This is a genomic window from Streptomyces sp. NPDC001093 (assembly GCF_040298985.1).
Classification (GTDB): Bacteria; Actinomycetota; Actinomycetes; order Streptomycetales; family Streptomycetaceae; genus Streptomyces.
Genome location: NZ_JBEPBF010000008.1, coordinates 1 through 13,636 on the forward strand (window position 1 = coordinate 1; position 13,636 = coordinate 13,636).

13 protein-coding genes are annotated in these 13,636 nt (G+C 73.8%); 4 read left to right on the forward strand and 9 right to left on the reverse strand.

All coding sequences use genetic code 11. The features are described from left to right. From ABT288_RS06300 to ABT288_RS06315, 4 genes are all read right to left on the reverse strand, one after another. A partial coding sequence (locus ABT288_RS06300; protein ID WP_351603331.1) for a serine/threonine-protein kinase occupies nt 1-933 on the reverse strand: 933 nt, incomplete at its 3' end. Nucleotides 934-993: 60 nt separating this feature from the next. After that, nucleotides 994-2,415 carry a nickel transporter gene (locus tag ABT288_RS06305; protein WP_351603560.1) on the reverse strand — a complete coding sequence of 474 codons (1,422 nt, stop codon included), beginning with the start codon at nt 2,413-2,415 and terminating at the stop codon, nt 994-996. A 29-nt stretch (nt 2,416-2,444) separates the two neighbouring features. After that, entirely contained in the window at nt 2,445-4,094 is a 1,650-nt protein-coding gene (locus ABT288_RS06310) for a tetratricopeptide repeat protein (RefSeq protein ID WP_351603333.1), read from the reverse strand. 94 nt (nt 4,095-4,188) lie between these two features. Beyond that, nucleotides 4,189-5,748: a DUF4331 domain-containing protein gene (locus ABT288_RS06315; protein WP_351603335.1), complete on the reverse strand. Its 1,560-nt coding sequence runs from the start codon at nt 5,746-5,748 to the stop codon at nt 4,189-4,191. A 221-nt stretch (nt 5,749-5,969) separates the two neighbouring features. Here ABT288_RS06315 and ABT288_RS06320 point away from each other — a divergent pair, with 221 nt between their 5' ends. The 3 genes from ABT288_RS06320 (at nt 5,970) to ABT288_RS06330 (ending at nt 7,735) form a co-directional block, all read left to right on the forward strand. Then, the gene (locus ABT288_RS06320) at nt 5,970-6,512 is read left to right on the forward strand and encodes a sigma-70 family RNA polymerase sigma factor (protein ID WP_351603337.1); all 543 of its coding nucleotides are present in this window, start codon (nt 5,970-5,972) and stop codon (nt 6,510-6,512) included. Beyond that, the gene (locus ABT288_RS06325; RefSeq protein WP_351603339.1) at nt 6,509-7,339 is read left to right on the forward strand and encodes an anti-sigma factor; all 831 of its coding nucleotides are present in this window, start codon (nt 6,509-6,511) and stop codon (nt 7,337-7,339) included. Before ABT288_RS06320 ends, ABT288_RS06325 begins: the two co-directional genes overlap by 4 nt. A 126-nt stretch (nt 7,340-7,465) precedes the next feature. Further along, the gene (locus ABT288_RS06330) at nt 7,466-7,735 is read left to right on the forward strand and encodes a hypothetical protein (protein WP_228618522.1); all 270 of its coding nucleotides are present in this window, start codon (nt 7,466-7,468) and stop codon (nt 7,733-7,735) included. Nucleotides 7,736-7,856: 121 nt separating this feature from the next. On the opposite strand, the gene ABT288_RS06335 is transcribed toward ABT288_RS06330, so the two are convergent. From ABT288_RS06335 to ABT288_RS06345, 3 genes are read right to left on the reverse strand one after another with little or no spacing between them, the layout of a single operon-like run. Continuing rightward, nucleotides 7,857-9,053, reverse strand: a complete 1,197-nt coding sequence (locus ABT288_RS06335) for a CaiB/BaiF CoA transferase family protein (protein WP_351603562.1) — start codon at nt 9,051-9,053, stop codon at nt 7,857-7,859. Between the two features lie 55 nt (nt 9,054-9,108). After that, a complete protein-coding gene (locus tag ABT288_RS06340) occupies nt 9,109-9,897 on the reverse strand; it encodes an ABC transporter permease (protein ID WP_351603342.1) in 789 nt (262 codons plus the stop codon). Continuing rightward, on the reverse strand, nt 9,894-10,850 hold the full coding sequence (locus ABT288_RS06345) for an ATP-binding cassette domain-containing protein (RefSeq protein WP_351603344.1): 957 nt from the start codon (nt 10,848-10,850) through the stop codon (nt 9,894-9,896). The genes ABT288_RS06340 and ABT288_RS06345 overlap by 4 nt, the downstream gene beginning before the upstream one ends. Before the next feature lie 63 nt (nt 10,851-10,913). Here ABT288_RS06345 and ABT288_RS06350 point away from each other — a divergent pair, with 63 nt between their 5' ends. Further along, the gene (locus ABT288_RS06350; RefSeq protein WP_351603346.1) at nt 10,914-11,636 is read left to right on the forward strand and encodes a TetR/AcrR family transcriptional regulator; all 723 of its coding nucleotides are present in this window, start codon (nt 10,914-10,916) and stop codon (nt 11,634-11,636) included. 67 nt (nt 11,637-11,703) lie between these two features. Here ABT288_RS06350 and ABT288_RS06355 read toward each other — a convergent pair whose 3' ends face one another. Next, on the reverse strand, nt 11,704-12,858 hold the full coding sequence (locus ABT288_RS06355; protein WP_351603348.1) for a type ISP restriction/modification enzyme: 1,155 nt from the start codon (nt 12,856-12,858) through the stop codon (nt 11,704-11,706). Nucleotides 12,859-12,883: 25 nt separating this feature from the next. Beyond that, nucleotides 12,884-13,633, reverse strand: coding sequence for a GntR family transcriptional regulator (locus ABT288_RS06360; RefSeq protein WP_351603350.1), 750 nt, complete (start codon nt 13,631-13,633; stop codon nt 12,884-12,886). Between the last annotated feature and the right edge of the window lie 3 nt (nt 13,634-13,636).

A 13,636-nucleotide genomic window follows, 5' to 3' on the forward strand; every position in this document is an offset into this window, starting at 1 on the left:
GGCGCCGGAGACGGGCGGCGGCGGGGTGGGGGAGGGCTGCCGGTACGGGGCGGCGACCGTCGGGGCGGTGTACGGCGGCACCGGCAGCGTGGCCGCCCGGGGCGTGCCTCCCGCGGCGACGATCCGCAGCTCGTGTTCCGCCCGCTCGCCGTCCAGCCGCTCGGCGGGGTCCTTGCGCAGCAGCCCCTCGATGACCGGAGCCAGCGGACCGGCCCGGCGCGGCGGCGGCAACTCCTCGTCCACCACGGCACGCAGGGTGCTGATCGGGGTGTCGTACCGGAACGGTGAGACGCCCTCCACCGCCGCGTACAGCAGCACGCCCAGCGACCACAGGTCCGACTCCGGCCCCGGTGTCCGCCCCAACGCCCGCTCGGGAGCGAGGAATTCGGGTGAGCCGATCACCTCACCGGTCATGGTCAGCGCGGAGCTGCCCTCGACCGAGGCGATCCCGAAGTCGGTCAGCACCACCCGGCCGTCGTTGGCGAGCAGCACATTGGCCGGCTTCACGTCCCGGTGCAGCACCCCGGCGGCGTGCGCGGCCCGCAGCGCGGACAGCACCTCGGCACCGATGTGCGCCGCCCGCTGCGGCGACAGCGGACCCTCCGCCTCCAACTGGTCGGCGAGCGACAGCCCGCGCACCAGCTCCATCACGATCCAGGGCCGGCCGCCCTCCATGGCCACGTCGTACACCGTGACCACGTTGCGGTTGGCGACCCGGGCCGCCGCCCACGCCTCCCGCTCCAGGCGCGCGTACATCCGCTCCACGTCGGAGGAAGGCAGCCCGGCCGGGGCCCGCACCTCCTTGACGGCCACCTCGCGGTGCAGCACCTCGTCGCGGGCGCGCCACACGGTGCCCATGCCGCCCTCGCCCAGCGGGGACAGCAGACGGTAGCGGCCCGCGATCACACGTTCGCGGCCCGGCTCTTCGGACACGGGCGCCCCCAAGGCAAGTCGTGTGATTTCTCCCCGTCGCGTGATTCACCCCAAGTTAGCTCAGCCGAGGGCGGATGCGGCCCCTTTGAGCACCAAACCGGCGCCCAGAGCCATGACGACCAGCGCGGACGCGAGCGGTACGGAGCGGCGCACCAGCCCGGTCACCGGGTGGGCGGTCCAGCGCGGACGCCGCTCCAGCACCCGGCTCACCCCGGAACCCAGCCGCACCACGGCGAACCCGGCCGCGGTGAGCGTCAGCGCGAGCCCGGCGCCGTAGGCCACGACGAGCAGCAGCCCGAACCAGGCCTTCCCGAGCGCGGCGGCACCGACGAGCACCACGACGGCGGAGGGGCTGGGCACCAGGCCGCCGGCGAAGCCGAGCAGGAGGGTGCCGCGGAGGGTGGGGGCGGTCGGGTGGGTATGGGTGTGGGTGTGGCCCCCGTGCGTGTGCGTGTGGCCCCCGTGGCTGTGGGTGTGCCCGGGATGGGGGTGAGGGTGGCGGGTCGGCCACACCCTCCGTACGAGGTTCGCGCCGGCCGCCAGCACCAGGGCCCCGCCGGCGATGCCCAGCCAGGCGATCACCGAGGGCGTGGCGGCGGAACCGGCGGTGACGAGCAGGCCCAGGGCGACCACGCCCAGGGTGTGGGTCACGGTGACCGAGGCGGCCAGCGGCAGTACGTCCCGAAGCCTCGCCCGGCCCCCGCGGGCCGCCGCTGCCGCGGCCATCAGGGTCTTGCCGTGGCCCGGCGCGAGCGCGTGCATCGCGCCCAGGACGACCGCGACGAGCAGCGCGAGCGCGGCGAAGCCGACGGTGAGGTCGTGGCGGGCCACCAGGTCGTCCAGCGCGCGGGTCCAGCGGTCGGCGCCCCGCGGCAGGATCGCGGCCCCCGGTTCGGCCTGCCGCTCCTCGGCGAGGGCCGGGCCGCCGGGGCGCAGGCGTACGGAGGCGGTGGTGGTGTCGGCCGGCGAGGACAGCAAGTCCTTCGGATACGTGGTCAGTTCGTGCGAGACCGATGTCCCCGGTACGTCGGTCCCGGTCAGTGTCATCCGGTCGCCGCGCGCGGTGATCTCCCGCCAGCCGGGTCCGCCGGTGGCCTCCGCGCTGTGGAAGCCGAGGGTCACGGTGGCGCCGCGGGGGAGCGGGGCGGTCAGCCGGCACTCCACCCGGAGGGTGTGCAGCCCGGCCTGACCGGGACGCAGTCGCGCCGAGGAGCCGACGGCGGTCAGCGTGGCCGTACGGCCGTCGACCGTGAGCCTGCTGTCCTCGGCGGCCCGCGCACACCGCTGCCGGGCCCACTGCGCCGTGCCCAGCCGCTGCAGGTCGGGCCCGGCCTGGGTCGCCGGGATCTCGGCGAGGTCCTCCACATGGTCGATGCGGAGCTGCCCGGGAGCGGCGACCAGGCCGTCGTAGCGGTTGACGGTGAAGTTCCCGAGCGGATGCGCGCTCGCCGGGCCGGCCGGCAGCAGCGCGAGCGCGCTCATGGCGAGGAGCAGGAAGGGGAGGCGGAGCTTCACTTCGTCGCCTCCAGGGCCGTGCGGGCCTCGGCCGCGCCGAGCGGGGAGAAGCCGGGGTTCAGGCGCAGGGCCGCGGTGAGGGAGGCGCGGCCGGCCGGGCGGTCGCCCGTGGCCAGCTCGATCACGCCGCGGTGGTACAGGAAGGCGGCATTGCGGTAACCGGTGGCGGTGGCCTGGCGGGCGTACGGCAGCGCCTCGGCGTCCCGGCCGTTCACATGCAGCGCCCAGGCCAGCGCGTCCGCGGTGTGCACGGTGTGCCGGCGGGCCCATTCGGCGCGGGCCGCGCGCAGGGCGGCCGCCTTGTCGCCGTGGTCCGCGGCGGCCAGCGCGGTGTCGAGGTCGGCGTTGACTCCGTTGGCCTTGGCCAGGGCGATCCAGGCGTCCACGAGGGCGTACTGCCGCCGCGCCCGCGCCTGGTCGCCGGCCGCGCCCCGCGCCTCGTACAGCTCGCCCAGTTCGACCAGCGGACCCGGCAGCGGATACCGGGACACCACGGTCTCCATCCCCTTGATCGCCGCGGCGCGGTCCCCGCTCGCCGCCTGCGCCCGCGCCCGGCCCTCCAGCGCGGGCAGGTAGGTGTCGTCGGCGGCGAGTGCACGGGCGTAGTACGCGAGGGCGGTCCGGTAATCGCCCTGGTTCCAGGCGAGTTGGCCGAGCTGGGCGGCCACGTACGCGATGTCGCCGGGCGACGTGGCGCCCGCCAGTGCCTGCTCGAGTACCCGGCGTGCGGTCGCCACGTCGCCTCGCAGCTCATGCACATACGCGTACCGCGTGAAGACCGGCACCCCCGGTTTGCGTGTGTCGGCGGTCTCGGCGGCTTTCCACGCCTCCGCATACCGGCCGAGTTCGACCAGGCCGTCGATGCGGGAGGACAGCGCGCGCTCGCTGTACGGGTTCTGCCGCAGCGCCCGGTCCGCGTACGCCAGGGCGTCCTTGAAGTCGTGCCGGGCGGCGGCGAGGGCGGCGCGGCCGGCCAGCGCCTGGTCGTTGTCCGGGGCCAGCGCGAGGGAGCGGCTCAGCGCCCGCTCCGCCTGCGGGTAGCGGGCGGGATCGCCCTTGGTCCGCGCCTGCTCGACGTAGGCCAGGCCCAGCGTCGCCCAGCTTCCGGAGTCCTTGGGCTGGGTCCGCAGATGCGCCTGGAGAGCGGCGATGCTCGCGTCCAGGTCACCGCCGCCGAGCACCCCGGGGTCCACGGCGGCGGAGGCCGCCGGCACGGTGACGGGCGCCCGACCGGCCCCCAGGGCGATGGCCCCGCCGGTCAGCGCGACCGCCAACAGGGCGGCGCACCCCACGAGTTGCGCGCCCCGCCACCGCCGCCCCGCAGCGGCGAACCGCCGAACGGCCGCCACGCGCTGGTCGGGGCCGGAGACGACGGAGGGCGCCTCCGAGGGCTCATCTGGCGCGGGTTGCGGGGAGTCGGCGGGTGAGGGTTTTGCGGGGCGGTGGGTGATGTCCTCGGCGGAGGGGGAGCGGGAGCCGCTGACGGCGGGCTCTGCGCGGCCGGGGGTGGCGCGGTCGTCGACGCTGCCCGCCCGCCCGTCCATCGCCTCCTGCCCGGCGCCGTTTTTCCGCTCGCTGTCGCCCTTCCGCCCTGTGCTGCCCTTCCGCCCGTCCATGGCGTCGTCGTCCTGTCTGCGCGGGCCCATGCCGTCTCCTGCGTGCCTCGGTCGTGTCGGATGGCGCGGCCCGCCGTGGGGGAGGGGAAGATGCGGGCCGCGCCGGTCTGGGTGGGGGCGGGGGTCAGTACGGGCGGCGTATGCGCCGGCGCCACCAGCCCACGGCGGTGCCGAGGAGCAGGATTCCGGCCGCGCCCGAGGCCGCCGACGCGGCGATCAGCACGGTGTTGCCGGAACCGGAGCCACCGGAGGACCCGGCCGGTTGCAGGGCGTCGCCCAGCTGGCTGCGGACGTCCGTGCCCGCCGTCGTGCCCTTGGCGAGCGGGCCGCGTGAACCCGAGGTGGGCTCGGCGACGTACGGGAAGTACTTCTCGAAGCCCTTGTCGTTCTGGTCCACCGCGTCGCCCAAGTCGTTCTTGGAGCCGACCAGTTCGCCCTCCATGACCTGCAGTGCCTCGTCGACCACGTCGTCGGTGAGCCGGCGCCCGTTCGGGAAGCCCGCGTTGTCGCCGTCGAGGACGCCGAGCCGCTTGGGGTGCATGGCCGGCTTGATGGAGGTGTTCAGGCGCAGTTCCTCCGAAGGGCGCACGTTCGGGGGCTGGTTGAGGCCCTTGACGCCCTTCAGGAACACGTCGACCAGGTCGTTGCGCGGCTCGCTCGGCGCCTTGATCTTGTAGATCGACTCGATGAGCTTCGGCAGTTCGGGGTGGGTGACGTTCTTCAGGAACTGGGCGTCGTACGCGGGCTGCGAGGCGTTGAACCTGTCCTTGTCCTTCTGTGGGTTCACCACCTCGTTGACCAGGGGGTTGCCCAGGCGGGAGACCTGTGTGTAGTAGCCCTGCGCGTTGCGGCGCTGGGTGGTGGACCAGATGCCGACGACCGGCTGCCCCGCCGACTCCCGGATCAGGTCGTTCGGCACCTGCAGGGCGATGGTGTTGACGTTGTAGCCCTTCAGGGTGTCCCGGCCGACCTCGCTGAGGTTCCCGCCGTACAGCAGGTCGAAGACGCGCAGGTCCGCGAAGAACGGGTCGTCCGCCTGCCCGGCGAAGGTCGCGGCGCCGCCGGCCGTCTTGTACACGGCCTGCGCGCGCAGTTTGCCGTAGTCCGGCATGGACGCCTTGCCGACGTCCGACGGTGCCACCGGCACCTTGTCCGCGAGTCTGGTCCTGTACGCCTCGCGCCCGTGCTTCAGCCGGATCAGATCGATGTCGTACGTCTGCGTGACGTTGAGGTTGGGGTCGTCGAGGCTCTTCACGGCACCCGTGTTGTACAGGAACGTGTTGCCGTTCCTGGTGTGCGTCTTGAACGTGTAGCGGAACACCATGTCGTCCTGCGCGTCACCGTTGCTGTCGACATGGATGTCGTACTGGGCGTCGTCGGCGAAGGTGTAGAAGTTCGGCCCGCCCGCCGGCTCCTCGAACGGGATCCAGTTCGCCACGATCGTCGTCGTGTCGGGCTTGTCCGGGCTGACGAACGCGTACAGGTCGGTGTTGTCGTACTGCGGGGTCCCCGAGATCAGCGGGGCCTCCCGGTGGGAGGAGGCGGAGGCCGCCCCGGGTTCCAGCGTGGCGACGCCGGCGGCCGCGAGCCCTCCGACCGCCAGCGCACCGCACAGGAGCGCGGCCAGGCCCGTACGTCCCCCGTTGCTTCCGCAGAGGGGACTCCTGGAGAAGAGAGGTGTCATGCGTCCGTCCTCAGTGCCGAACTTGCCTTTGACGGACGGGTCTTCGGAGCGGGCCCGCCGGACGGATTGGTCGGACGGAGAAAATCCGCGGAAAAAACTTCGGGCCCGTCCCGACCCGCGTTTTCGGCCCGCTGATCCGTATCTCCCGCGGGAGGTGTGCCTACGTGCGGATGCGAGGGGTGCGCGGAAGGGCCGGCTGCGGCCACGGAGAGGGGGCCCGCATGCGGGCGGACGAGCTGCTGGTGCTCGTCGCGGGCGGCGACCAGAGGGCGTTCGAGGACCTGTACGCACTGGTGTCCGGGCCGGTGTACGGGCTCGTACGACGGGTGGTGCGTGACCCGGCACAGTCCGAGGAGGTCGCCCAGGAGGTGCTGCTGGAGACCTGGCGCTCGGCCGCCCGGTACGACCCCGGCCGGGGCAGCGCCCTGTCCTGGATCCTCACCCTCGCCCACCGCCGCGCCGTCGACCGGGTGCGCAGCGCCCGCGCGGCCGGCGAACGCGAGCAGCGGGAGGCCCTGCGCAGCGGGGAGCCCGCCTTCGACCAGGTCGCCGAGGAGGTCGAGGCCGGCATGGAACGCGAGTGGGTGCGCCGCTGCCTGCGCCGGCTCACGGACCTGCAGCGGCAGTCCGTGACCCTCGCCTACTACGACGGCTACACCTACCGTGAGGTGGCCGAGCGGCTCTCGCTGCCGCTCGGCACGGTCAAGACACGGATGCGCGACGGGCTCACCCGGCTCCGCGAATGCCTGGGAGGCGCCGCATGAGCATCCTCGGCAAGCTGCTGCGCCGCGAGGACCTGCACTCCCTCGCCGCGCCCTACGCTCTCGACGCCCTGGAACCCGGCGAGCGGCGCCGGTTCGAGAAACACCTGCAGGGCTGCGACCGGTGCGCCGCCGAGGTGCGGGAGCTGGCCGAGGACGCGGTGCGCCTCGCCTGGTCCACGGCCGCCCACGCGCCCCCCGACCTGCGCCGCCGCGTGCTGGCCGCCGTACGCACCATCCCGCAGGAGCAGGCCCGGACCCAGGCCCAGGCACCGGCCCGGGAGCGCACGCCCCAGCTGCCGCCGCACGTCTGGGGCACCCAGCCCCCGCCGGGACGCACCCGTACGCCCCGCACGCGCCCCCTGTTCGTGCCGTTCGCCACGGCCACCGCGGCGGCGGCCCTCGTCGTCGCCTCGCTCTTCGCCGTGCAGGCGCAGCGCACCGAGGACCGGCTCACCGCGGAGAAGGCCCGGGGACGTGAGATCGCCCACGTTCTGGCCGCGCCCGACGCCCGCGCCACCACCAGCAAGGACGCACGGGGCCGCGCGATCGGAGTGATCGCTTCCGCCTCGCAGGGAGAGGCGGTCGTCACCCTCAGCGGATACGGCAGCCCGCCCGCCGGCCGCGTCCGCCAGCTCTGGCTCATGCGCCCCCGGGCGCAACCGCGCTCCCTCGGGCTCCTCGCGGGCGACACGCCCTTGGTCGCGAGAGGTCTCGCCACCTCCTCGACGTCACTCGCCGTAACCGTCGAGCCTGACGGTGGCTCAGCCCAGCCCACCAGCCAGCCCATTGTCCAACTCACCCTGAAATCGGTCGGATTCGGAGAGTAGTCAACGTGGGATGGTCAACCTCCTTGCAGGGAAGGTGAATCCCGTGGACGCGATACACGCGTGCCCCCCTGGGGCGATAGGGTTACTCTGCCCGGGCCGGGTGGACTCGTACGGGTGGGGAGTGACATGGAGCAGATAACAGTGCGCAGCAGGGCCAGGGTCCCTGCGATCACCTGTGGCAGCAGCGCGACCAGTTCGCGCCTCGACCGCCATCTGTCGGTGCTGGCGGGTCCCGCCATACCGCAGCGCGAGACGGTCGAGGCGACCTCGCTGATGCGCGAGCTGACGGCGCGTGACACCGCACAGCAGCGCAGCGACCGGGGCAGGCGGGTCAGCCGCGTCTCCCTCTTCGCACCGCTGCGCCGGCTGCGCCGCTCGCTGTTCGGCGGTCACTGAGCGGCTGCCGGCCGGCTGCTGACCGGCCACCGAGCAGCCGCTGACCGGCCGTCGAGCCACCACCGAGCCGCCGCCGACCCGGCCACACGCGGCCCCTGGACCCCTTCCGGGTCGCCGGCGCTCAGGCCGCCACACCGTCCCGGCGCATCGCCGCGATCTCGTCGTCCGTCATCCCCACGGCACGCAGCAGCGCCCCGGTGTGCTGCCCGAGCGCGGGCACATCACCCATCCGTGCCTCGTCCCCGCCCGGCAGCGTGATGGGAGGCAGCAGCGCCTTCAGCGGCCCGACCGGCGAACCCACCTCACGCCACCGCTCCCGGGCCGCCAGCTGCGGATGCCCGGCCAGTTCGTGCAGATCACGCAGCCGGGCGCAGGCGATGCCGGCCTTCTCCAGCCGGGCCAGCGCCTCCTCGGCGTCCAGCGCGCCGAGCGCCCGCGCCACCAGCTCGTCCGTCTCCTCCCGGTTCGCGACCCGTGACGCGTTCGTCGCGTACGCCGGGTCCGTCCCCAGTTCCGGGCGGCCCATGACCTGTTCGGCCAGCCGCCGCCACTCCCGGTCGTTCTGCACGGACAGCAGCACCCGCCCGCCGTCCGCCGTCGGATAGGCGTCGTAGGGCGCGATGACGGCGTGCGCGAGGCCGGTGCGCGCCGGGGGCTCACCTCCATGCATCGCATGGTGCAGCGGATGCCCCAGCCACTCGGCGAGCGCCTCCAGCATCGACACCTCCACCGGCCCGCCCCGGCCCGTCGTCCCCCGCCGCACGAGGGCCGCCAGCACGCCCGAGAACGCGTACATGGCCGCCGCGATGTCCGCCGCCGGGACGCCCGCCTTCACCGGCTGCTCCGGCGTCCCGGTCACCGACACGAGCCCCGCCTCGCACTGCACGAGCATGTCGTACGCCCGCTTGTCCGCGTACGGCCCCGAGGAGCCGTACCCGGAGATGTCCACGGCGACCAGCCGCGGATGCGCCGCGCACAGCGTGGCCGCGTCGAGACCGAGCCGGGCCGCCGCCCCGTGGGCGAGGTTCTGCACGAACACGTCCGCGTCGGCGATCAGCCGCCGCACGGCATCCAGGCCGCGCGGGTCCTTCAGGTCCAGCGCCAGGGACTCCTTGCCGCGGTTGCACCACACGAAGTGCGAGGCGAGACCGCGGGCCGCCGTGTCGTAGCCGCGCGCGAAGTCGCCGCCGTCGACGCGCTCCACCTTGATGACCCTGGCTCCCAGGTCGGCGAGCTGCCGGGTCGCGAAGGGCGCGGACACGGCTTGTTCGACGGCGACGACGGTGATGCCCGCAAGAGGCAGGGGCTGGCTGTCCATGGGCTGTTCCATGACCGGATCATGGCCCGTGACCGGCGGGTTTGTCAGCAGCCCGTCAGCGGCCACCCCGGCCGTACCGGCGCACGGCGAGCGGCAGGAACACCGCGGTCAGGACCAGGCACCAGGCCAGCGATCCGGCCACCGGGTGCGCCACCGGCCAGGCGGAGTCGCGCGGGGCCGTCGCGTTGCCGAACAGGTCCCGCAGGGCGGTCGTCACCGCGCTGATCGGGTTCCACTCGGCGAGGGTGCGCAGCCAGCCCGGCAGGTTGCCGGTGGGGATGTAGGCGTCGGACAGCAGCGGCAGCACGAAGGAGGAGGCCCCGAGCTGCCCGGCCGCGTCCTCGCTGCGGGTGAGCAGCCCCAGCCAGATCCCGGCGCAGGTGCAGGCGAACCGGAAGAACAGCAGCAGCCCCACCGCGCCGGCGGCGTCGATCGCGGACCCCTCGACCCGCCAGCCCACCGCGAGCCCCACGAGCAGCAGGGGCACGGTCCCCGCGGCCGTCACGACGAGGTCCGCGAGCGCCTGCCCGAGCGGTACCGCGGCCCGGCTCACCGGCATCGTGCGGAACCGGTCCATCACGCCCCGGTGGGTGTCCGCGGCGGCCTGGAACATGCCGGTCATCAGCCCGCCCGCGGCGGTCGCGACCAGCAGCCCCGGCACCAGGAAGGACCGGTACTCGCGGCCGGGCATGGCCAGCGCGCTGCCGAACACATAGCCGAAGAAGAGCAGCATGTTGACCGGCATCATCTGGGTGAGGATCGCCAGCCCCGGACTGTTGCGGACCCGGCGCAGCTGCCGGCCGGTCATCGCCAGTCCGTCGTGCGTCAACGCGGGCACACTCATGCGGCAAGCTCCTTGGTCCGCGTCGACTCTCCGGTGAGCTGGAGGAAGACGTCGTCGAGGGTGGGCGGGCGCAGGCTCACGTCGAACAACGGCACGCCCGCCGCGTCGAGTTCGCGCACCAGGCGGGGGAGCGTCAGGGTGGAGTCGGTGGTGACGGCGCCGACGGCGTTGCGCTCGCGGTCGAACACGGGCTCGCGGCCCGTGAGCCGGTCCAGTACGGCCGCCGCCTTCGGCAGGGCGTCGCCGTCGGTGACCACGGCCTCCGCGTAGGACCCGATGAGCGCCTTGAGCTCGGCGGGCGAGCCGGTGTGCGCGACCCGGCCCCGGTCCACCAGGGCGATGTCGTCCGCGAGCTGGTCCGCCTCCTCCAGGTACTGGGTGGTCAGCAGCACGGTCGTACCGTCCGCCTGCAGCGCGCGCACCGCCTGCCAGATGCGGGCGCGGCTGGCCGGGTCGAGTCCGGTGGTCGGCTCGTCGAGGAACAGTACGTCGGGGCGGCGGACGAGGCTCGCCGCGAGGTCCAGCCGGCGCCGCATGCCGCCGGAGTAGGTCGAGGCCTTGCGGCCGGCGGCCTCGGCCAGTCCGAAGCGCTCCAGCAGCTCGTCCGCCCGTGCGGCCGGCCCGCGCACCCGGTGCAGCCGGGCGAACAGCCGGAGGTTCTCCCGGCCGGTGAGGTCGCCGTCGACCGAGGCGTACTGCCCGGTCACGGCGATACGGCGGCGCACGGCGTCCGCCTCGCGGACGAGATCGTGCCCGGCGACCCGCGCCGAGCCGGCGTCCGGCCGCAGCAGCGTGGTCAGCAGCCGCACGGCCGTGGTCTTCCCCGCACCGTTGGGCCCGAGCAGCCCGCAGACCGAGCCCTCGGCCACGGCCAGATCGAGCCCGTGCAGGGCGTGCACAGCGCCGAAGCGCTTCTCCAGCCCCTCACTAAGTACAGCGTACGTAGTTGTCATGCCGCGACCCTACCGCACTACGTACGCTGTACGGAACTAGGATGGTGGCCGAGGTGATGACCGATGGCAGTCCGAGGGGCCGTCCCCGAAGTGATCTGGGCGCGCCCCGAGCGCACCGGCCGGGGTCCGAAGCCGGCGTACACCCGCGACGACATCGCGGCGGCCGCCGTCCGGATCGCCGACGAGCGGGGACTCGACGCGGTGTCGATGCGGCATGTCGCGGGCGAGGTGGGCTGCGGCACGATGTCGCTGTACAACTACGTCCCCCGCAAGGAGGACCTGTACGAGCTGATGATGGACGCGGTCAGCGCGGAACACGTCCCGTGGGAGCCGAGCGGCGACTGGCGGGCCGACATGCTCCGGGTGGCCCGGGACACGCGGTCGCTGATGCGCCGCCATCCCTGGGTTCCGCGGCTGATGTCCCCGGTGTACGGCTTCAGCCCGCACGCCCTGCGGTACCTGGAGCACTGCCTGGCCTGCCTGGATCCGCTGGAGGCGTCGTACGGCACCAAGCTGGAGCTCATCGCGATGCTGAACGGCGTCGTGACGGCCTACGTCCGCAGTGAACTCGACACGGCCGAGCGGGTCCGGGCACTGCCGTGGTCGGAGGACGAGGAGAACGCGGTGCGGATCGCCTATCTCGGGCGGCAGGTGGCCTCGGGTGCGTATCCGAGGATGGCGGCGGCGTTCGCGGAGGACGCGGGGCCGATCGACCTGGAGGCGGTGTTCGAGCGGGCGTTGGGGAGGGTGCTCGACGGCTTCGACCCCGGATGCGCCGGCGGGTGAACCGCGGACGACTCGGCTCGCGCCCGGATCGAGGACGTCGCACGGCCGGACGCGCTCCCAAGCCCCGCTAGATCAGCGCGAACTGGCCCTCCGGGCCCTCCTCGTGGTGGTCCAGGACCGAGGCGGGGCGGCGGGAGGACTCCGGGGCCGGGAGGACGCCCGCCTCCCGGAGGCCGGTCGCCGTGATGGAGGTCGTCACCTTCAACTCGGCGCGCTGCGGCCCCAGTTCCGCCAGCAGGGCCAGGACCGTGATCAGTTCCAGCAGTTCCGACGTCCAGGTCTGCGGCCAGCCGGGCGGGCGGATCGCGGCCAGGGTGCCGGGTTCGGCCGGTGCCGTACGGGCGGTGAACCAGGACTCCAGGACCCGGACCCCGGCCACCTCGTAGTCCCAGGCCTCCGGTGGTACGGGGGAGATGCGGCCCTCGTCGACGTGGAGGGTCTCGTCGTCGGCGTCGTAGAGAAGAGCGACGGGCCGGGCCGGCAGGGGTGCGCGGACGTAGGGGCGGCGGCCGCCCGGCAGCTTGGGGCGTTCGCCGTCACGGCGCATCAGCCACAGCATGCGGCGGCCCAGTTCGACCCCGGTCGACCACAGGTCCGGGTCGTCGGTGAGCGGGACGGTCAGCGCGGGAGTGGTGGCCGCCAGGATCCAGGAGAGGACGTCGACCGGAGTGGGGGACTCGCCCAGGCGGGCGGCGAGGTGGGCCGTGAGGCCCGGCGCGAGGTTCGGTTCCCTGCCGCCGGGGCGGCGGTACAGCGGGCGGACGCGGCCGGTGCGGAGGGAGGGCAGCAGCGAGGTCGCCAGGAGCGGGCCGGCCTCGTCCCCCGTCTCCACCGTGAAGACCTGGTGCGCGTCCGCCACCCGCCACAACTCCGGGCGCGCGGCGTCGATCAGCCGGTGGTCCGGGATCAGCCACTGCGCGTCGAAGGGCGCCGCCAGGACGCGGACCGGCTCGGCGCAGGGGCCCTCGGCGCGGGCCAGCCGCTCGGTACCGGTGGCCTGGCCCGGGAGTTGGCCCACCGCGGAGTTCGGCGTGCGGGCCCGGGTCGGCTCGAAGAGGGCCTCGCGGTCCGGTCCCTCGGCCTTGAGCAGGGCCTCCCAGCGGGCCTTCAGGGAGCCGGGATCGGGTGCCGTCGGCCAGGTGCGGCCGGGCCGCAGCGGTGCGACGGACCACGGCATGAGGTCCGCCAGCAGCGGAGCGTCGTCGTGCGTCACGCAGGGCATGGTACGGCCTGTCCCCGGCCCGGTATCAGGTCGCGTCCAGGGTGACCGTGAACGAGAACCGGTCCCCCCGGTACTGGATCACCGCCACATCCAGCACCCTCCCACCGCTGTCATACGTCACCCCCGTGTAGTGCAGGATCGGACTGAGCAGCGGCACCTGCAGCAGCCGGGCGGTCTCCGGGTCCGCGAGCCGCGCCTCCACCGTGTCCGTGATGCGGCTGATGTCCGCCCCGACCACGTCCCGCAGCACCTTCGTCATCGGCCAGCGGACCAGGTCCTCCAGGTCGATGCGCGCGGCGAGTCCGGGGCGGACGTGGTTGACGGCGTGGTTGGTCGGCTCGCCGGTCTTCTCGTCGCTGCGGAGGCGGTGGTACGTCATCACCTCCGCGAGGTCCGGGAAGTACTCGGTGACACCGGCCGGCACCGGTGTCATGCCGTGGTCCAGCAGCTCGGTGGTCATCCCGGACTGCTGGGCCACGATCGCGTCCACCGAGCCCAGCAGCCGGACGGGCGCGCCCCGCCGGACGCCGGGCTCGATGAACGTGCCGCGCCGACGGTGACGGCTGATCAGCCCCTCGTCCTCCAGCTCCTTCAGCGCCTGCCGCATGGTCAGCACGCTCACGCCGTAGTGCTCCGCCAGCTGCTCCTCGGTGGGCAGCCGCAGCGGGTCCTCGGGAGAGCGGCCGAGTATCGAGGCGCGCAGCGACTGCGACACCTGGTACCACAGCGGCAGCTTGCGGTTCAGGACGATCGAATCCGGGGCGAAGGAGGTCACTCG

Excerpts from the sequence above, each read along its gene's own strand:
- ABT288_RS06305 (WP_351603560.1), bottom strand. The coding sequence starts at position 2,415 with ATGAGCGCGCTCGCGCTGCTGCCGGCCGGCCCGGCGAGCGCGCATCCG.
- ABT288_RS06310 (WP_351603333.1), bottom strand. The coding sequence starts at position 4,094 with ATGGGCCCGCGCAGACAGGACGACGACGCCATGGACGGGCGGAAGGGC.
- ABT288_RS06315 (WP_351603335.1), bottom strand. The coding sequence starts at position 5,748 with ATGACACCTCTCTTCTCCAGGAGTCCCCTCTGCGGAAGCAACGGGGGA.
- ABT288_RS06320 (WP_351603337.1), top strand. The coding sequence starts at position 5,970 with ATGCGGGCGGACGAGCTGCTGGTGCTCGTCGCGGGCGGCGACCAGAGG.
- ABT288_RS06325 (WP_351603339.1), top strand. The coding sequence starts at position 6,509 with ATGAGCATCCTCGGCAAGCTGCTGCGCCGCGAGGACCTGCACTCCCTC.
- ABT288_RS06330 (WP_228618522.1), top strand. The coding sequence starts at position 7,466 with ATGGAGCAGATAACAGTGCGCAGCAGGGCCAGGGTCCCTGCGATCACC.
- ABT288_RS06335 (WP_351603562.1), bottom strand. The coding sequence starts at position 9,053 with ATGGACAGCCAGCCCCTGCCTCTTGCGGGCATCACCGTCGTCGCCGTC.
- ABT288_RS06340 (WP_351603342.1), bottom strand. The coding sequence starts at position 9,897 with ATGAGTGTGCCCGCGTTGACGCACGACGGACTGGCGATGACCGGCCGG.
- ABT288_RS06345 (WP_351603344.1), bottom strand. The coding sequence starts at position 10,850 with ATGACAACTACGTACGCTGTACTTAGTGAGGGGCTGGAGAAGCGCTTC.
- ABT288_RS06350 (WP_351603346.1), top strand. The coding sequence starts at position 10,914 with ATGGCAGTCCGAGGGGCCGTCCCCGAAGTGATCTGGGCGCGCCCCGAG.
- ABT288_RS06355 (WP_351603348.1), bottom strand. The coding sequence starts at position 12,858 with ATGCCCTGCGTGACGCACGACGACGCTCCGCTGCTGGCGGACCTCATG.